We start from the raw sequence: 19,290 nt of genomic DNA on the forward strand, positions 1-19,290 counted from the left end.
TCAGGTTGCGTTGCATCGGTGATAGAATCATCGATTTTTTTAATCGACATCAATGGTTGCAAACAGTTATGGCTCTTGAAATACGATCTCCCAAATACGAGCGTGCATCTATAACAATTCCTGCTGAGGTTGCTGACCTGCAGAAAAATTTTAATGGCACTATTTGCTCTAACAAAGGCGACGAGTACGAGATTCGGAATAACATCATTGATCTACTTGGGGATGAGCATGGAGAGATGACGTGGGCGCAGAGTTCGAATCACTGGAAGGTGACTGCAGCTGTTTATGAGGATATCTGGCGAAAGCGATCACTTTCGCTTTTTTCGGGTGAAGAGTTTCCTATCCAAAAAGAAAAAGAATTACTGATCGATTGGCTACAACCTGAACCCGGTAAATCATATATGGATATTGGTTGTTCTACGGCGCTCTACGGACGCCTTGTAAAAAGGGACCAGCCTGATGCTGAGATAGTTGCACTCGATTTTTCTAAGCAGATGCTCAGCGAAGCTCGGCTTAAATCAGAGGCAGAGCAAACGGATTTGTATTTGTTACGAGCTGATGCCCGTTACCTTCCATTTTTTGGAGCTACTTTTGATGGATTAATGATGGGGGGTACGCTTAATGAGCTGACGGATCCACTGAAAGTATTATATGAGGCGCGAAGAGTGATTAAGAAAGAGGGTGTTTTTTTTATGATGCATCTCATTAAATCACCCACATGGTATATTCGGTTGATGCAGGATTCTGCTGGGTTGGGTGGGTTGTCATTTTGGACGGTGGATGAAAGTAACCAGATGTTTGAACGTGCTGGTTTTTCAATGGTTGATCAGTTTACTAAGGGTATTGTTTGCTTTACAAAGTTGATTCCTGCCTGAGTAGAGTTAAAATTGCGGGGCGGCTAAAATAGTTTTTCTGTAAATGGAAAAAGCGTCGCATTTAATTTTTTTCGGGTCTCGAATTAATTTAATTACCTTCTCTCTCTATAGCTTAAATATGCTATCGTAATTATACGAACTTTTTAGAAGGCAACAGTGTAAAAAGCAAAACCATGACGAAAAAACTATCGTATCCCAAGCATAAAATTAATGTTTTACTACTCGAAGGCGTTCATAAAGATGCTGTGAAGCTATTCGAAGAGGAAGGCTATAATGTAACATATCAGACCTCGTCAATGTCAGAAGAGGAGTTGCACAGAGCCTTGGAGCGCACTCAAATTATTGGCATTCGCTCCAAAACAGATATGACGAAATCGATTATTGATAACGCTTCAAACCTGCTGTGTATTGGAGCCTTTTGTATTGGCACTAACCAGATTGATTTAGATGCTGCATGTAAGAACGGTGTTGCTGTTTTTAATGCGCCATATAGCAACACACGGAGTGTGGTGGAGCTGGCTATTGCCGAAATGGTACTTCTTATTCGCAATTTACCCGATAAGATAATGGCTATGCATCAAGGCCGATGGCAAAAGTCGGCTGAATATAGCCATGAACTCCGCGGTAAAAAGCTGGGTATTGTGGGATACGGTAATATTGGTAGCCAGCTAAGCGTATTGGGCGAAGCCATGGGGTTGGACGTGTATTATTACGATCTGGAAGATAAGATGCCTCTTGGTAATGCCACCCGTACTTCTTCTATGGAAGAGTTGTTTAAAACTGTTGATATTGTGAGCGTACATGTGGATGGGCGCCCGTCTAACAAGGAACTTATTGGCGAAGAAGAATTGAGCTGGCTGCACGATGAGGCTGTTTTTTTAAACTTGGCTCGAGGCAAGGTAGTAAATACCGAAGCTCTGCGTGAGGCCATCGATTCCAAACGTATTTTAGGTGCCGGCATAGACGTATATCCCGAAGAGCCCAAAACTAATGACGAGCCTTTTGAAGATGTGATGTCCGGGGCACGCAACACTATTCTTACTCCGCATATTGGTGGAAGCACGATGGAGGCCCAGAAGCATATTGGAAATTTTGTACCCCATAAAATTATGGATTTTATTAATGCTGGTAATACCTCAGGCAGTGTAAATCTGCCCAATTTAAAGCTGCCTGGTTTTGAGGACTCTCACCGCTTTCTGCATATTCATGCCAACAAGCCGAATATTATGGCCACCATTAACAATATCCTGGCCCGGTACGACATTAATATTGATGGGCAGTACCTCCAAACGAATGAAACGGTAGGTTATGTTATTACCGATATTGATACCGATTACAACAAAAAAATAATTGATGAGCTAAAAAATGTGGAGGGCACGATCCGTTTTCGGGTCTTGTATTAAATTCCCTACTGTAATTGGCATATTTTCATAAGTAGTTGTCTGGCTAATTTTGCCCGTGGTCATGTTATGCTTGGATGAGAGAAGAAAATCCAAGAAGTTATTTGGAGATGGAAGTCAGTGGCAGATAAGGGAATAATCTTATGTTATTAAGTCCCCTGCAACCTGCCTCTTTCATCCCAAATCCCCCTTGTAACTTGCATCCTAAACTACATCTGCTTAGGTGCAGAAATACCAAGTATCTCCAATCCATTGGCAAGTACTTGAGCTGTTGCTTTGGCCAGGGCCGAACGGGCTTGTACAAGTTTTTTCTCTTCACCCAGAATACGACAATCATGATAAAAGGACGTAAAGGTTGAAGCCAGATCTTCAAGATAATTGATCAATCGATGGGGCTCGCGACTGTCGGCAGCACTTTGAACCATTTCGGGAAATCGAAGCAAACTTTTGATGAGTGCTGTTTCTGATTCGTGGGTAAGCAGCTCTAATTTGGGCTGATCCTCGACATTGAAGTCATACTCTTGTGCAACTTTTCGCAATATACTGTGAATACGTGCGTGGGCATATTGGAGATAAAAAACGGGATTTTTTTCGCCTGCTTCCTTGGCTTGTCCCACATCAAATTCGAGATGCGTATTGGGATCGCGCATCTCAAAAAAGAAGCGCGTCACGTCAGCCCCCACTTCATCCATGAGGTCATCGAGTGTTACAAAGTTCGCTTTACGTGTACTCATTTTAAATGGATTGCCATCTTTAACAAGCGTCACAAACTGATAAACAATGACATCTACTTTGCTGGGATCATAGCCGAGTGCCTCAATACCCGACAATACATCGGGATAGGTATCGATATGATCAGCCCCAAAAACATCGATGCATTGATCATAGCCGCGATCAAGCTTGTTGGCATGATAAGCAATATCCGGCAGTCGATAGGTTGGTTCGCCCGTACTTTTTATAAGCACCGTATCCTGATCTTTGCCAAACTCCGTTGTACGGAACCAGGTTGCTCCATCTTTATCATAGGCTAAATTCTTTTCGCGAAGGGTTTCCACCGTTTTGTCAATGGACCCATCCTCATATACTTCTTTTTCATTAAAGAAGGAGTCCATTTCAATATTCATCCGCTTGAGCGTGGCTTGAATCTCATCAAAAATAACCTGCTCAGCTTTATCCTTGAACGGATCTACTTCGTTGGTATCAACAAGATTTTCGCCATGTTCGTCAATAAGTTCTTGGGCAATGTCCTTGATGTATTCACCTTCATAACCATCTTCTGGCAGGTTGGCCTCATGTCCTAACAGTTGTAGATAACGCGTGCGGACACTTTCACCAAGCTTGCGCATTTGTCGGCCAGCGTTATTAAAATAATATTCTCGGTCGACGTTTGCGCCGGCCCATTCCAGCAGGTTGGCAACGGTATCGCCTAATACTGCATTACGTCCATGTCCCACTGTAAGTGGACCGGTAGGATTGGCGCTGACAAATTCTACAAGGATACGCTGTCCTTTTAGCGAAGCTGATTTTCCAAACTCGTCACCCTCCTTAAGAATGTCTGATAGCTCGTCAAAAAGATAGTTCTCGGAATAGCGGAAGTTGATAAATCCGGGCCCTGCAATTTCAACGGCTTGTAGTTTTTGTTCATCATATTCGAGTCCCTCAACAATCTGATCGGCGATCTTGCGTGGATTCATCTTGAGTACGCTGGCCAGATTCATGGCGATATTAGAGGCGGCATCACCGTGTTCAGGTTGGTTGGGTTTTTCGATCTGAATTTCGGGAATGTCGTTATCGCTGAGGTTAAATTGTTGCAGCGAATCGTAGATAATAGAACGCAGGTAATCCTTCATGAAATATGTATTGGCAAATTTTTAATTAGCCGTAAATATAAGTAGTTGAATTAGGAATTGAGAATTAGGAATTAGGATTTTTCAGAGTTTTTATGATTGAGCCAATAATTTTTAAGAGTTTATTACATTCATCGATTAAAGTGTTAGCAAGTTTAAAATCAATTAGATCAGAATCACGAAGTAAGCGGAGCCAGTAATAAGTTTCTCGGGCTTCTTTGTATGAAATTGAAATTTTTGCTTTAAAATCTCTTCGACTTTGTGCACCAATGGCTTCTTCTATATTAGCTCCAATTGATGTACTACTTTTAAGAATCTGTTTCGATAAAACATACTCATTTTATTTGTCAATAAGCGTTTGGTTTAGTTGAATTATATGTAGTGCAAAATTATAACTTTTCTTTTGAATAATATTTTCTTTCTTCATGATATTTTAATTCCTAATTCGTCATTTTTAATTCTCAATTCAAGAGCCCTTTGGCACGGAAGCTGGTATATCCATCGCCGGCAATGATGATGTGATCGTCAACCGGAATGCCCAGCAGTTTTCCCGATTTTGAAATACGTTTGGTAAGCTGGATATCAGCCTTTGACTCTTTGTTATTGCCACTGGGGTGGTTATGTAGCAACAAAATGCTGTTGGCTTCATTCATCACGGCCTGACGCATGACTTCCGCCGGATCCACAATGGTAGCGGTAGATCCACCGGAGCTAACTTTTTTATACCCCATCACGATTTTGGCATTATTCAAAAACGCTACCATGAATACCTCTTTGGTTAAGTCACGCAGTTTGGGTCCGAAATAGGCAACCGCATCTTCGGGAGAAGTGATCTGCACTTGTTCGCCCAGACTGGCCATCTGGATACGACGCGATAACTCAAATACAGCTTCCAGGGTTAGCGATTTCACTTTGCCCATGCCGGGGATTACTTTTAAGTCTTGCCATTCTTTACGAGCGAGGTAACGTAATCCATCAAAATGGTCAAGCAAGGCTTGCGACATCTGAATGACATTCATCTTTTGGCTGCCTGTGCGTAATAAAATGGCAAGAAGTTCTGCATCTGATAAACTTTCACTGCCATAATTGGTAAGCTTTTCGCGTGGTTGTTCATCGGGATTCATTTCTTTAACGGTACGTTTTAGAAAATCGTTAGCTTCGAACTGCTCTTGGTCGGACATGATACTCTCTTTTTTAATTTGGATTTATTAGTAAGAGCAGTCTCGACGATGAACCTTACAGAAAAGTTGTGGGGAATAGGTGTAAAAGCTGCTTTTAACAACCTTTTAAAGTTTAAAGCTGTTAATTTTAAACTATCTGCAAGATTTTAACGCAACATTCAAGTTATTTTTCGTAAGAAAACCTCAGAACCAAAAGGTAACAACTTAAAAACGTAATACATGTGGCAAGTAAGGCTATCACAGAAATTGATATTAACAATGCTATTCATTTGTATCTCATTGATCAATGTGCAAGCTCAGCCACCGCTTGATACGCTTGAACAGGTCAATCCCTATCCCATTGAATCCGATTTTAATATTTCTGCAGATTTAGAGCATCCCGCTTGGCAGAAGGCAAGTTCTGTTTATATAAAATACCAGGTACAGCCTAATGACAACGTCAAGGCTCAAGTAGATACCGAGGTTAAAGTATTGTACAGTAAAGAAAATTTATACATTGCATTTATAAATGAGGATCCCAATCCTCAAAATATACGGGCGAATATTTCTGATCGTGATAACGGCTTCCAGGATGATTATGTGGGGATCATTTTGGATCCTTTTAACAATAATCAGCAGGCATACGAACTTTTTGTCAATCCGTTGGGTATCCAGATGGATGGTATGCGTATGGGAAATAGTGAGGATATGAATTTTGATATGCTCTGGTATTCGGATGGAAAAATTACGGATTTAGGGTATCGGACCGTAATGAAGATCCCATTTAAAAGTCTCAACTTTCCTGATAAGAATATACATAATTGGTCTATTCAGTTTATTCGAAATTATCCCCGGAATAATAGATATCAATTTGTATGGAGTAAGGTAGATCTGGACAACTCATGCCTGGTATGTCAAAATGGTCAATTAACAGGAATGAAAAGTATCAAAAACTCCAACACGATTGAGTTTTTGCCCTATGGTATGAGTTATCAGAGTAGTGTTATTAATGATGCAAGTGATCCGAACTCCGGTTTAGATCATGGTAGGATAACCGGACGAATTGGAGGTAGTGTTATGTATGAACCTACTTCAACAACCTCGTTGAATGCTGTAGTTAATCCTGATTTTAGTCAGGTTGAAACGGATGCCTCCCAAATTTCTGCAAACGAAACGTTTGCTCTCTATTATTCCGAAAAACGTCCGTTTTTTTTGAAAGGAAATGACCTTTTTAGTACTCAAGAAAATCTATTTTATTCGCGGACGATTAACCGTCCGATTGCTGCTGGTAAAGTAACGCATCAAGCCCAAGATTATAGTATTGCTTTTTTGACTGCTTATGATCGGGAGGCACCGATTATTATTCCCGGCTTGTATGGAAGCTCACTCGTACAATCAGATGTAGAAGCCTATAATAATGTGTTGCGTGGAAAATATAATTTTGGGACAGAATCACATGTCGGTGGATTGTTAACAACCCGTAATCAACAGGAAGGACATAATTATGTAGGCAGTGTTGACTGGAGTTTCTTATTAACTGATAACTACTATTTTAGCGGACAAGCGGCCTACGCAAATACTAAAGAGTTGGATGACCAGTCATTATTTGACGATTCAAGAATGCTTGGCCGGGGTTCTTATAATGCTGCTTTTAATGGAGAGCAGTTTAGTGGTACATTGCTCTCCACCGAATTCTCCAGACAAGCAAAATTCTATAATTTTTCTTTAGGATATACTTCGTATTCCCCTACTTTTCACACCCAAAGCGGATTTATTAACCAAGTAGATCGGCGCAGCTTTGATGCATCTCAGAGTTTTTCTTATTACCCGGGATGGGATTGGTTGTCAAGCGGAACGATAAGTACAAGTGGAACATGGAGATACGATTTTTCAGGACAATTTCAGGAGCGATATATCTTTACAAGATGGAGTAATAACTTGGGAGGGCAGACTAATATATCTGTTAGCTATTTGCCTGTGAATGATGAACATTTTCGGGGTCAATTTTTTACGAAGATGAATCGCTGGATGTTTGATGTGAGAACGGCCCCACTAAACGAGATTTCATTAAGTGGCAGTGTGGATTTTGGTAAATATGTTAATCGGCAAGAAAACCCTACGTTGGGTAAAGGGTATAGTATTTCGGCGGATGCTACCCTAAAGCCTACTGCTCGATTAGAGGTGGAGTTTAGCTACAATTATTCTACCCTTTCAGCAGTTGATGGAGAGGGGCATTATTTTAGTGGTGATATCTACCGGTTAAACAGTAAATATAACTTTTCGAAAAAACTGTTTGCTCGTTTAATTACCGAGTATAATTCTTTTAATGAGCAGCTTCAGCTCTATCCATTAGTATATTACAAGGCTAATCCCTTCACCAAATTTTATATTGGGATGACTGATAATCTGAACCATTTTGATCAACCCGGCCCCGATGGTTCTACCGGATTTAAAGAAATTAATCGGCAGTTTTTTGTAAAATTTCAGTATTTGATTCGTAGTTAGCAAGCATGTCAGGTTGTATCTTAGAACTCCTTTTTGTGAAGGAAATAGTAACTTGCCAATCCAAAAGGCAGGTAGGTGACAACAGAAAAGACGAGTAGGTTACCATCGATCGTTGAAAAGCCACCCATCAGTAACTTGCTGGTAATCTGTTCAAAACCGCCGGCACTGGGTATGAGATAGCTACATGTAGTGATTAGGATATCAGCAAAGGTACCCTCCCAGCCGAGGTTTTTTAGGAACTGGTCAATATTTAAAAAAAGACTGGAGAATCCGGTAAGGAAATATCCCAATATAACACCGGCCAGATAGGAATTTGAGAATAACAGAAATAGCGAAATCGTAATGTAATAGGCCAGAATAATTAGTGGTAAAAAGAGAAAGATCCCCAGAAAAAGCTGGTAGGGGAAAATGCCAGCTTTGACAATTGTTAATATACTTAGCAGCAGGATGGTGATACCGGTGTAGGCACACACGCTTAGGAGCATACTTGCATAGTCGGAGAGGAACATCTCGGTTCGAGAAATGGGTTTGGATAGCAGCAACGAGGCGCGTGCGGGTTTCAGGTTCTTGGCCAACGGACTGGGCAGACCAATGATAGCGATGAGGGTGATTAGGGAAATCAAAAACTGGTTGATAAACATGCCGGAAGGTATTTGGAGATCGCCAATATGAATGATAAATGAATAGCTGTTTTGAGTGGCGGATACATCTCCCCAGACAATAATGCTGGCAACAAATAATAGCACGATACCCGGCCAGGCCCATAAAGTTTTATTTTTGAGATGCGTTTGCAGCAGATAGCGGATCATAAGGTAATAGTACTTTTAGTTTCAAAATGGCTGAGATAGTAATCTTCGACCGACGCAAACTGCTCTTGCATTTCGGTTTTAGTCGCTGAATTGATGATGCTCCCATCTTTGATGAGATACAGTGAATCGCAGATTTTGTCGATATCTGAGAGAATATGTGTTGTAATCAGGATGGAGATGTTACGTTCATTTTGTAGGGTGAAAATATAATCGATGACGGCCTTTTTCTGTACGGCATCGAGTCCGTTGAAAGGTTCGTCGAGAATGTAAAACTGGTCATCCGCCAGAAAGGTGTGCATCAGCGCGGCCGTTTGGGTCATTCCCTTGGACAAGTTTTTTATCTTTTTGTCCAGAAAGTTTACGTTAAAAGCATCTGATAAATCCGTAATTTTCTGCTCAATATTGACCACGGGCTTGTCTTTTAGCTTGGCGAAACTGTGGAGCATTTGTTGTACAGTAAAATTATCGGGAAAGGAGAAGTTTTCGGGCAGGTAACTAACGTGCGAACGGGCCTTCTTCTGCTTGTGATCGGTTCCCATCAATGAAATTTGAGCTGAATCAGCAAAAAGGAGATCCAGAACTATTTTAAGAAAGGTGGATTTACCCGATCCGTTGGGACCGAGAATAGCTGTAAAGCTGCCTTCTGGGATTTCAACATTATCGATCTGCAGCCGAAATGCATTACCTCCTGATTGTTTAAAAGTCTTGGTGATGTTCTGGGCTTTTAGCATCATAGAAGTTTCTCTTATGATTCTTATTTGGTGGTTGTGTACGAGGTACAGCTATTCACGTTTCGGATTCATCATATTCTAAAATATCGCCTGGCTGGCAATTTAATGCTTCACAGATGGCATTAAGCGTCGAAAATCGTACGGCTTTGGCCTTGCCGGTTTTTAGGATAGATAAGTTTGATATTGTTATGCCCACCTCTTCAGAAAGCTCGGTCAGCGTCATGTCGTGCTATACCAGCATAAGATTCAAATATATTTTGAGAGCTATTGCTATACCGTAAGTTTTTGTTCTTCGTATAGGTGGCTGTCCTCCTTGAATACATAGCCCAGTACAATGATGAAAATGCCGGCATAGATGTAATCATTGTGTCCCCAAATGTTCACACCTGATGTTTGCTATTAATCGTCATCGGGTCCACCCATCAACGGCTCATTCATGGCGCGGATGCTGGCGTTGGGCAGTCCTTCGGGATAAGTTTCTTTACACATATTGAGGACTTCAACAGCCATCTCAACGTGTAGTTGTTTTGAATCCTCATAAAATTCCTGGGCATCGTCGCTAAGCTTGGGTTTGCCGTGTAGAGGCTTGTCACTCACACAGAGCATGGTGGCATTAGGGATGCGATATCGATAGCCGTTGGTAGCTACTGTAGCCGATTCCATATCTACCGCGATGCTGCGGCTCATATGAATTTGTTCTACCGTTCGTCGTTTTATAAACTCCCAATTGCGATTAGCAGTCGTGAAAATAGTCCCCATTCGGTGATTCCGATTATATTTATCGAGCACTTCTTTAAGGTATACATTAAGCAGATAATTTGGCGTAATGGGAATGTTTAGGGGCAGGATATCATCTAAAACACCATCGTTGCGCATAAACCCGGTAGCCAATACAAAGTCGCCAATATCTTGGTGATTGCGGAGCCCGCCGCAGTGCCCCACCATAACCATAGCATCGGGACGTAGTACGGCTACATGATCGGTGATGGTTTTCGCATTGGACGGGCCAACCCCAATATTGATGAGCGTTACCCCTTTATTATTGTCCAGCTTATGGTGATAAGCCGGCATTTGAACGCCTTCTCGTGCTGGGGTTACACAATCGGGAAACATCTCTTGGAAAACCTCAACGTGCATATCATAATTAGTAAACAGGATATAACGCTGAAAATCTTCGGGATCGGTACCGGTGTAGTGCTCTAATCGGTTAAGTGAGATTTCAATGCGTTCCGGACTAAACAGAAAGAGTTTTTTCTGGGTGATATCCCAATCATCTTCATCAGTGTTATCAAGCAAGTCCGGATCATTGAGGGGTAGTCGTTCACGGGAGGGGATAATTTTTATAACGGCGCCTTTGTGCCCAAGCTTTTTGAGCTCCCGAAGTAAATACCAGCGGTAGGCCTCAGGTTTGGCCATTTCACCGGTAATAATAGGATTATGTTTTGACCACGATCGTTTGACTAGTACTTTGGGATATTCCCCATTTTCATAGATGTTCTCCATCGTATCGCATGCTTGCACCATGCGGTCATGGAGTTCTTCTTGGGAATTTACTTCATCTGTTTCAAATTCAAATCGATCTGACATAAATCGTAACCTGTTCGCCTTATGAGTGAAAAATCATTCCAATTTACTATTGAACCGTGGTCGGTTGTCCGTGAAAATAAGGAATATCATACACCAATTTTTAATCTTTTACAGCGAAAAATGAGATTAGAGGCAAAAGATGAACGTAATGAGGGTGATTTTTTTGTTTTAGAGGCTCCAGCATGGGTAAATGTTATTCCCATCACAGGCAATAACGAGGTCGTATTGGTAGAACAGTATCGGCATGGGATAGAACAACCTACGCTCGAAATTCCGGGTGGCATGGTGGACCCGGGTGAAAAACCATTGGAATCTATCAAACGAGAGCTTATTGAAGAGACCGGATACGAATCTAAAAAATGGAGCAGTTTGGGGAAAGTCAGTTCGAATCCGGCTATTATGACGAATTATACTCATCTATATTTGGCAGAGGATTGTGAATTAAGCACATCCGAAATCCCGAAAGGAGATGAGCACGAGCGTATTAATGTACACCTTTTGGATATGGATGATTTTCTGAATTATGTGGCCAATGGAACTATTCATCACAGTATTATGGTAGCAGCCGTAGCGCGATTTATGTTGAATAAGTGAAAAGTAAGAAGGAACTGTCTTGTTCTCACTTCTTGCTTTATCCGCCTTCATCTAATCTTCAACTAATAGCAATACCTTCCGCAATCAAAATGATTTATTGCAGTATCTTGTTGATCACTTTATTATAAAAGATCGCAATATGCTGATATGCAGAACGAAATAGCTTGAACATTGAGTTAATAGTTGCACTGCAACATCAAAAGTTAAACAGTTTAAGAGGCAAACATGATTGAGACGGGTTCTAAAATCGATACTGATTTTACGCTTGACGTCGTGGAAAATGGCGAAGAAAAATCGGTTATATTTAAGGAATTATTAGATCGTCCGACAATTGTATCTGTGTATATGCGCAACAACACATCGGGCTGTGATAAGCAAAATAAAAGTCTGGCTGAGCATTCTGATTGGTTTGACGAGCAGGGATATAACTTAGTGGCTATCAGTAAAGATACCTGTGGTTCGCACAAAAATTATGCAGAAAAATTTGATATTAACTATCTGCTGGCCTCCGATCCTGATTATAAATTTGCCAAAGCCACTGATTCAATTGTCGAAAAACAGATGTTCGGCAATAAATACGAGGCCCCTTCCCGTTCTGCTTATGTGATTGATACTGATGGAACGGTGGAAGCCATTATTGAAAAAGTAAATACTAAAGATCATGCCTCCGAGTTAAAGGAAGTGATCCAAAATTTGTAGAAAACGAGGTATATGAAATCTCTTGTAATTGTAGAGTCACCCACAAAAATTAAAACGCTTAAGAAGTACCTGCCCAAGGAATATACGATTGATTCGTCAATGGGGCACATTCGCGATCTTCCGGCTAACGCCAAAGAGGTTCCAAAGAAGTTTAAGGGCGAGGATTGGGCAAATCTGGGTGTGAATACTGATGAAGGATTCGAACCAATTTATGTGATACCGCACGGCAAAAAGAAAGTGGTAAATCGTCTTAAAAAGGAGCTTAAAAACTCTGACGAACTTATTTTGGCGACGGATGAAGATCGTGAGGGGGAAGCGATTTCGTGGCACTTAACTGAACTACTTAAACCTGATGTGCCGGTCAAGCGCATGGTTTTTCGCGAGATTACCGAGGAGGCCATTAAAGATGCGCTGAATAATTTTCGCGATATCGATATGAATCTGGTAAATGCACAAGAGGCACGCCGAATTATTGATCGTCTGGCGGGGTATACAATATCGCCACTGCTCTGGAAAAAAATTGCTCCAAAGCTTTCAGCCGGACGGGTTCAGTCAGTAGCTGTTCGATTCTTGGTAGAGCGTGAGCGTGAACGCATGAAGTTTCGTTCGGCGCGTTACTGGGATTTAAAAGCCCAGCTCCACAAGCAGGATGACACCAATAATTTTGAGGCCGACTTAACACACCTTGACGGTAAGCGCTTGGCTTCGGGCAAGGATTTTGATGAAAGTACCGGCAAGCTCAAAAAGCCAAAGAAAGTAGTACTGCTGGATGATAAAACGGCTGGTGAATTGCGGGATGATCTCGATAAGGCGAAATGGGAAGTTTCGGAAGTCAAAAAGAATCGACAGAAACGAAATCCGTCGGCAGCCTTTATTACCTCTACCTTGCAGCAGGAGGCTAACCGGAAGTTAAACTTCTCGGCCAAGCGCACGATGGGCGTGGCACAGAAGCTTTATGAGAATGGATACATTACCTACATGCGTACTGACTCGGCGCGTTTATCCGGACAGGCAATAAATGCGGCTCGTAATGCGGTCAAAAAGGAATACGGGGAAGAGTATTTGTTTGACCGACCTCGAAATTATGGGGGCGGTTCTAATGCGCAGGAGGCGCACGAGGCTATTCGTCCGGCGGGTAGTTATTTCAGAAAGCCCGAAGAGGCAGGACTAAGCGGTGATCAGTTTAGGTTGTATGATTTGATCTGGAAGCGGACCATTGCCACGCAGATGGAGCAGGCCGAGCTTGAGTTTACAAACGTGACAATAGAGGCCGAAGCCAACGGTAAAGTAGCTGAGTTTAAAACCAGTGGAAAAACGATTGTCTTCCCTGGTTTTTTCCGTGCCTATGTGGAAGGCAGTGACGATCCCGATGCAGCACTGGAGAATCAGGAGAAGTTCTTGCCTGAAATGAGTGAGGGAGAAGAGGTTTTGGAAGACGGTATCGAGCCTATATCCCACGAAACCAAGCCACCATCACGTTTTACTGAGGCGACGTTGGTGAAAGAACTCGAAAAGCGTGGTGTTGGACGTCCGAGTACGTATGCTTCAATTATCAGTACTATTCAAAATCGCGGATATTGTGAAGCCGACGGCAAAACCTTGGTGCCTACGTTTACGGCATTTGCAGTTACGGAGCTGTTGGAAGAAAACCTGCATGATGTGGTAGACAGTGATTTCACTTCTGAGATGGAGGCTAAGCTTGATGAAATTGCCCAAGGAAAGCTGGATACGGAAAACTATTTGAAAACCTATTATAATGGTGAAAAGGGATTAAAGGCCAAGGTTGAAGAAAATGAGGATGCTATTGATCCACAGGAAGCACGACAGCTGGATCTGCCTATTCAAGATCTTGAGGATATCCAGATTTTTGTAGGACGATATGGTCCCTACATTAAGAAGGAAGTGAATGGGGAAGAATTGACGACATCCATTCCGGAAAGCTGGAAGCCGAGTGATATCACGGTAGAGAAGCTCGAAGAGTTAATCAAAGCGGAAGAGGAGGGGCCAAAGTCAATTGGCAATCATCCGGAAACCGGAGAGCCAATTTTTGTGCTTAATGGACGATATGGTCCCTATGTTCAGGTTGGTGAACGCACGGAAGATAATAAAAAGCCCGATCGCGCTTCGCTGCTTAAAGATATGAAGCCGGAAGATGTAGATGTTGATTTGGCATTGCGATTGTTGGAGTTGCCACGTCCGCTTGGTAAGCATCCAGAAACAGGAGAGGTTGTTCGGGCTGGAGTTGGACGCTATGGACCTTTTGTAGTGCATGACGGAACCTTTGCTTCGCTACGGAAAAGTGATTACGTACTGGATGTTGAATTGGATCGTGCTCTTGAGCTTCTGGAGCAGAAAAAGAATAAGAAATCGCGCAAGAGTAATGTAATTAAAGAGCTTGGCGACCATCCCGAAAATGGAAAAAAAGTACGTGTAATGACTGGTCGCTACGGACCCTATATTAAGTACGGAAAAACAAACATTAGCTTGCCTGATGATTTTGACCCCGAAGATGTTAATATGGATATTGCGGTACAGCTGATTACTGAGAAAGGGAAGTAGATAGACGGTAGTCGTGGGATGGCAAATGTAAAACGTTGGACGTCTGCCATTTCACATTTAAAACACTAAATTATTTATCGAATTTTGTGTCATGCTGAATTTATTTCAGCATCTGTTGCAAGGAGATCCTGAAGCGAGATCAGGATAGTCGAATTAGAAATTCGCGTAAATTTAACATGACAATGAACGTCCAGTTTTCTAACTTGATGCGTCATGGAAAAACAGTCAGATACATACTTTAGTTATCCGCCCAATTTACACGAGTTGGATTTGGCTACGTTGGTTTCGATGTACCGTGATCGGGGCATCCCCAAGAAGGCCAAGCCCGGGGAATACTTTGCATGTACTGTTACTAATAGGCTCATCAAAGAGGGAAAATGGTGGTTTGGCCGGTATTATAGTCAAGATGCTTGGAATGACACTTTAAGTCGAAGTTCGGAGGGCTTTCCACTTACCGAAGTTGAAATGAATGTCCTTGGCTTGGTATATGCTGCAGATGATCAACCCCCTCGGCGCGATTATGTAGAGCAAAATTGTGGTGCCGTAAGCAAGCTTGCTTATATGATTGTGAATGATCTCAAAGAGTTTGGCTTTTTGTCGCTGGATGATCATGAGCGCCTGCTTATTACACCTCGTGGTGAAAAGGCGTTACAGGGCATTGCCAAGAAAATTTATGGCAAAAAGTTTAAGCCGAATATGCTCAAAGTTGAGCAGGGAGAGATTGCGAATCCGAAGATAGAAAGAGCGCCCAAAGAAGATAGCGAGCAAGCCAATCTGTTTTAGGGTCTTCTTTCTTACCAGTTTAAGCCATCACCCCGTAGTGATTTCGAACGGAGCGTAGAGATAAATCTATGTTCTGTTTTCAACCTTCACTTAAAACAAAGATCTCTCCCTGCGGTCGAGATGACAGTTAAGTTATGAGTTCCATTACTTTTTTGAGTTGTCATTTCGAGTGTAAATGAGAAATCTTAGTTATTTTGAATAAATGTGTAAGGATTCAGCTTCTCTTTGATCTTACTGTCTATACTTCAATTCACAAGAGGCAGAATGCCTTATTACGTTTATATTACGATTAACCCCGGAAGAACAACGTTATATATTGGAATAACGAATGACCTTGCTGAGCGGCTTAAAGATCATGAGAAAAACAGGGGAGAAGGGGAGACCGCAAAACATTTGCCGGACGCTACTATTGCTATAAGCTGATTTATTACGAAGCGTATAAAACAGCTCAAGAAGCCATAGAACGAGAGAAAGAATTAAAGAAATGGCGCCGCGAGAAAAAAGAAAAATTGATTAATGAAGTTAACCCTGAGTGGGAGTTCCTTAATTATAAAGATGATTTCCGAGTTGGAAGGATTTAATTTTCAGGTCATTTCGAGCGTGAGCGAGAAATCCTTGTTTTGCTTTCACTTATTAATTTGTAACAACAAAGATCTCTTTCTGCGGTCGAGATGAGAAATGTTTGATATTAATTTATAATCAGTAATATAGCTGTCACTTGGAGTGTAGCAAAGGGGAATGAGAAATTTGTGTTTCAGAAGTGGGGCAAGCTCTGAAGAAAAGGTCTTTTACTTATGCTCGAGATGATGAAATGATTGGATTCTAAAAAGCTTCATTTTATTTATTCTAAGCTGTCATAACCCGGAAAATGATTAGTATTCAAAAAGATGCGCATGTTTTGAATAAAAGATAGGCATGATTTGGGAAAAATATGCTTATGTTTTTATTAGATCATGCCTATGGTCTAATTAGGTTACTTGTTTGTCATGCTAACAAAGACCTTTCACGTGTGTTAGAGATGAGGTATAAAGAAAATATATACCATCAATAAAAAAGCCCGGATCGATAAATCCGGGCTTTAATAGTTTATGAATGATTGGTATCAGTTTTGGATGGGATTCAAATACTCATCCATCTCAATAACATTGTTATCACGATTGATATCAGCCATTCGTTTTGTAGGATCGATCTCAATCTTTTGAATTTCACTTGGAGAACGCTCAATTTCTACTGTATACGTTGGATTCACCCACGGCCAATCCCTTTTGATAGTACGTGGGGTATCCGGATTTTCATTCGGTTTTTCATTCTGCATAATGCGCATTGGAATGTAAAACTGCTCCTTGCTTCCATCCTGATACGTAACCATTAAGTCAATAGGCATGGGCATTAAGTCCTCACGCTTTAGCGTTACATAAGTCGATCCTTCAACACCTAAAACCGAGTTGATGCCATAATCGATATGCTTGGTGCTCTCGATGAAATATTGGTAATACCAATCGAGCACCATATCAGACTCTTCCTCCATCACGCGCAGAAAATCCCGCCCATCAGGGTGTTTAAACTTCCACTCATTGAAAAAGGTTTTCATACCCTGATCAAAAGTCTCACCGCCAATAATATAGCGCAGTTGATTTAAGAATATCGCACCGGTTGAATAGGAAGCCGTTCCGTAAGCGCGGTTTGTATGGAAGTGATCGGCATGGGTGTCGAGCGCTTCTTGTTTACCATCTTCAATAATACTGTAATACGATTGATAGGAGCGTTCGTGCAGATTTTTTCCTTGTCCACCATTGAATAACTGATCCATGACTATTGAAGAGGCATAGGTTGTAAATCCTTCATCAAACCAAGGATAGCGGCTTTCGTTATTTGCCAAAACGCCTTGATACCAGGCATGAATAAGCTCGTGAACCGATACGCCTACTAAGCTGCCAAACGAACGATTACCCGTAATGAGCGTGCCCATGGGATATTCCATGCCGCCGTCGCCCCCCTGAATAAAAGAGTACTTATCATAGGGATACTTCCCAAAGTGCTCGTTCATATATTCAAAAGCTTGCACTGCATACTCTGGTAGACGTTCCCAGTTTTGGCGTAGCTGCTCTTGTGAGTATCGGTCAGCATTAACAGCTACCGTATCTTGTTGGTAGAAGAAATGGAGCTTAGTTCCATTGGAAAGTTCAGCTTTGGTATGCGTAAAATCCGGATCAGCACCCCACATAAAGTCGTGTACGTTATCCGCTTTCCAGTGCCACGTTAGTTTTTCGGAATCGGGACGGTCGTAGTCATCAGCATAACCGTGTCCAATTTCCTCGGGATTTTGCAGATATCCGGTTGATCCCATCACGTACGAGCTGTCGATAGCAATTTTTACATCAAAGCTGCCCCACACACCGTGAAATTCACGCCCGATATATGGATTGGGATGCCATCCATCCTCATCATACTCCGAAAGTTTGGGATACCATTGACTCATCGAAAACTCAACACCTTCTTTATTCATCCAGCCACTGCGTCGAATTTGTCGTGGAACCTGACTCTCAAACTCCATGTCAAAAACAGCAGTTTCACCGGGTGCTATAGGATCGTTAAGGGTAACCTCCATGATCGTGCCATCTACCGTATACTGCACAGCATCACCATCTTGTGCAAGGCTGTTAATATGATGGTAGCCAATTTCATCGTCCGGCAACTTTTGAATGCGATCACGCACCCGGCTGTCGGGATCTTCGATAGTTCGCGAACGGACATCCATCATGCTATTCGGTTGAAAGGCATTAAAATACAGGTGGTAGAATACCCGGTGCAGCGTATCGGGAGAATTGTTGTGATACGTCAACTTTTGGGTACCGGTAAACTGATGGTTTTCGACATCCACATCAATATCCATCTCATATTCCACCTTTTGCTGCCAGTAATTTTCGTCCTGGGCTTGGGCAGAAAATGAAATCCCCAAAAAAAGTAGCGGTAAAAGTAGATGTTGTAATTTCATAATATAGTTATTGGTTAAATATTTGATAACAAAATGGAAAAGTGATCAAGCTTCGAGTTTAGATCAAGATGTTTGTTCCTAAAAAGTATTACGGCTGGCAAACGCACGTCCGAGGGTAGCTTCGTCGATAAATTCGAGCTCGGTACCCATGGGAATGCCATAAGCAATGCGCGTCACTTCAACCTCATCAAAGGGCTTAAGCAGCTTGTTGATGTAGTACGAAGTGGCTTCGCCTTCTGAATCAGGATTAAGGGCCAGAATGATTTCATTGATTTCTTCATCCTCATCATTAATGCGCTGCATTAATTGCTTAATACGAACGTCATCGGGGCCAATATTATCAAGGGGAGAGATAACGCCGCCAAGTACGTGGTAGCGACCACGAAATTCATTCGTTTTTTCGATGAGAAACACATCTTGCGATTCCTCAACGACACAGATCTGTCCCGTTTGACGCTTTGCATTTTGACAAATAGAACAAGGGTCACCATCGCTGATAACTCCGCATGTTGAGCAGCGTGTAATAGATTTTTTGAGGCTAACCAGCGCTTCAGCCAGCTTGATAACTGACTCATCATTTTGTTTAAGTAGATAGAGGGCAATGCGTCTGGCTGATTTCCGTCCCGTCCCCGGGAGCTTAGCCAACTCTTCGATTGCTTGCTCCAGTATTTCCGAAGTTCCTTCCATAGGATAGTGTTAAATTTTGAATGTTGAATTCTGAATAATCAACCAATTAATTCAAAATT

General features: G+C 41.9%; 17 protein-coding genes and 1 pseudogene. 9 read left to right on the top strand and 9 right to left on the bottom strand.

Annotation, left to right across the window (positions count from 1 at the left end):
• Positions 1-68 precede the first annotated feature (68 nt).
• Positions 69-875, top strand: a complete 807-nt coding sequence (locus AAFH98_RS05100; protein ID WP_342521611.1) for a class I SAM-dependent methyltransferase — start codon at positions 69-71, stop codon at positions 873-875.
• Positions 876-1,048: 173 nt separating this feature from the next.
• Positions 1,049-2,278 carry a phosphoglycerate dehydrogenase gene (gene serA, locus AAFH98_RS05105; RefSeq protein ID WP_342521612.1) on the top strand — a complete coding sequence of 410 codons (1,230 nt, stop codon included), beginning with the start codon at positions 1,049-1,051 and terminating at the stop codon, positions 2,276-2,278.
• 206 nt (positions 2,279-2,484) lie between these two features.
• On the opposite strand, the gene argS is transcribed toward serA, so the two are convergent.
• The 3 genes and pseudogenes from argS to radC all read right to left on the bottom strand — a co-directional run bounded on the left by argS (position 2,485) and on the right by radC (position 5,303).
• Complete coding sequence (argS, locus tag AAFH98_RS05110; RefSeq protein WP_342521613.1) at positions 2,485-4,125, bottom strand: arginine--tRNA ligase; 1,641 nt, start codon at positions 4,123-4,125, stop codon at positions 2,485-2,487.
• A 64-nt stretch (positions 4,126-4,189) separates the two neighbouring features.
• Positions 4,190-4,447: pseudogene (locus AAFH98_RS15055) on the bottom strand (four helix bundle protein); the annotation flags it as partial.
• A 136-nt stretch (positions 4,448-4,583) separates the two neighbouring features.
• Positions 4,584-5,303 carry a RadC family protein gene (radC, locus tag AAFH98_RS05115; RefSeq protein WP_342521614.1) on the bottom strand — a complete coding sequence of 240 codons (720 nt, stop codon included), beginning with the start codon at positions 5,301-5,303 and terminating at the stop codon, positions 4,584-4,586.
• A gap of 258 nt (positions 5,304-5,561) precedes the next feature.
• Between radC and AAFH98_RS05120 the strand changes: the two genes are divergently transcribed.
• Positions 5,562-7,787, top strand: a complete 2,226-nt coding sequence (locus AAFH98_RS05120) for a carbohydrate binding family 9 domain-containing protein (RefSeq protein ID WP_342521615.1) — start codon at positions 5,562-5,564, stop codon at positions 7,785-7,787.
• Between the two features lie 20 nt (positions 7,788-7,807).
• Here the strand turns inward: AAFH98_RS05120 and AAFH98_RS05125 are convergent, their stop codons facing one another.
• The 4 genes from AAFH98_RS05125 to AAFH98_RS05140 form a co-directional block, all read right to left on the bottom strand.
• The gene (locus AAFH98_RS05125; protein ID WP_342521616.1) at positions 7,808-8,596 is read right to left on the bottom strand and encodes a hypothetical protein; all 789 of its coding nucleotides are present in this window, start codon (positions 8,594-8,596) and stop codon (positions 7,808-7,810) included.
• A complete protein-coding gene (locus tag AAFH98_RS05130; RefSeq protein ID WP_342521618.1) occupies positions 8,593-9,330 on the bottom strand; it encodes an ABC transporter ATP-binding protein in 738 nt (245 codons plus the stop codon). The genes AAFH98_RS05125 and AAFH98_RS05130 overlap by 4 nt, the downstream gene beginning before the upstream one ends.
• A gap of 52 nt (positions 9,331-9,382) precedes the next feature.
• Positions 9,383-9,550, bottom strand: a complete 168-nt coding sequence (locus tag AAFH98_RS05135) for a helix-turn-helix domain-containing protein (protein WP_342521619.1) — start codon at positions 9,548-9,550, stop codon at positions 9,383-9,385.
• 176 nt (positions 9,551-9,726) lie between these two features.
• Positions 9,727-10,914 (bottom strand): phosphorylase family protein, encoded by a 1,188-nt coding sequence (locus AAFH98_RS05140; protein ID WP_342521620.1) that lies wholly within the window; start codon positions 10,912-10,914, stop codon positions 9,727-9,729.
• Positions 10,915-10,935: 21 nt separating this feature from the next.
• Between AAFH98_RS05140 and AAFH98_RS05145 the strand changes: the two genes are divergently transcribed.
• The 6 genes from AAFH98_RS05145 to AAFH98_RS15065 all read left to right on the top strand — a co-directional run bounded on the left by AAFH98_RS05145 (position 10,936) and on the right by AAFH98_RS15065 (position 16,130).
• Complete coding sequence (locus tag AAFH98_RS05145; RefSeq protein WP_342521621.1) at positions 10,936-11,508, top strand: NUDIX hydrolase; 573 nt, start codon at positions 10,936-10,938, stop codon at positions 11,506-11,508.
• A 225-nt stretch (positions 11,509-11,733) separates the two neighbouring features.
• A complete protein-coding gene (locus tag AAFH98_RS05150) occupies positions 11,734-12,207 on the top strand; it encodes a peroxiredoxin (RefSeq protein ID WP_342521622.1) in 474 nt (157 codons plus the stop codon).
• A gap of 12 nt (positions 12,208-12,219) precedes the next feature.
• On the top strand, positions 12,220-14,766 hold the full coding sequence (topA, locus tag AAFH98_RS05155) for a type I DNA topoisomerase (RefSeq protein ID WP_342521623.1): 2,547 nt from the start codon (positions 12,220-12,222) through the stop codon (positions 14,764-14,766).
• A 213-nt stretch (positions 14,767-14,979) separates the two neighbouring features.
• Positions 14,980-15,549: a hypothetical protein gene (locus AAFH98_RS05160; protein WP_342521624.1), complete on the top strand. Its 570-nt coding sequence runs from the start codon at positions 14,980-14,982 to the stop codon at positions 15,547-15,549.
• 264 nt (positions 15,550-15,813) lie between these two features.
• Positions 15,814-15,972 carry a GIY-YIG nuclease family protein gene (locus AAFH98_RS15060; protein WP_407935478.1) on the top strand — a complete coding sequence of 53 codons (159 nt, stop codon included), beginning with the start codon at positions 15,814-15,816 and terminating at the stop codon, positions 15,970-15,972.
• Positions 15,972-16,130 (top strand): GIY-YIG nuclease family protein, encoded by a 159-nt coding sequence (locus tag AAFH98_RS15065; RefSeq protein WP_407935488.1) that lies wholly within the window; start codon positions 15,972-15,974, stop codon positions 16,128-16,130. The genes AAFH98_RS15060 and AAFH98_RS15065 overlap by 1 nt, the downstream gene beginning before the upstream one ends.
• A gap of 521 nt (positions 16,131-16,651) precedes the next feature.
• On the opposite strand, the gene AAFH98_RS05165 is transcribed toward AAFH98_RS15065, so the two are convergent.
• Positions 16,652-18,544 carry a M1 family metallopeptidase gene (locus AAFH98_RS05165; protein ID WP_342521625.1) on the bottom strand — a complete coding sequence of 631 codons (1,893 nt, stop codon included), beginning with the start codon at positions 18,542-18,544 and terminating at the stop codon, positions 16,652-16,654.
• Between the two features lie 78 nt (positions 18,545-18,622).
• Positions 18,623-19,231 carry a recombination mediator RecR gene (recR, locus tag AAFH98_RS05170; protein ID WP_342521626.1) on the bottom strand — a complete coding sequence of 203 codons (609 nt, stop codon included), beginning with the start codon at positions 19,229-19,231 and terminating at the stop codon, positions 18,623-18,625.
• Between the last annotated feature and the right edge of the window lie 59 nt (positions 19,232-19,290).

It is taken from the genome of Fodinibius sp. Rm-B-1B1-1 (assembly GCF_038594945.1).
Classification (GTDB): domain Bacteria; phylum Bacteroidota; class Rhodothermia; order Balneolales; family Balneolaceae; genus Fodinibius; species Fodinibius alkaliphilus.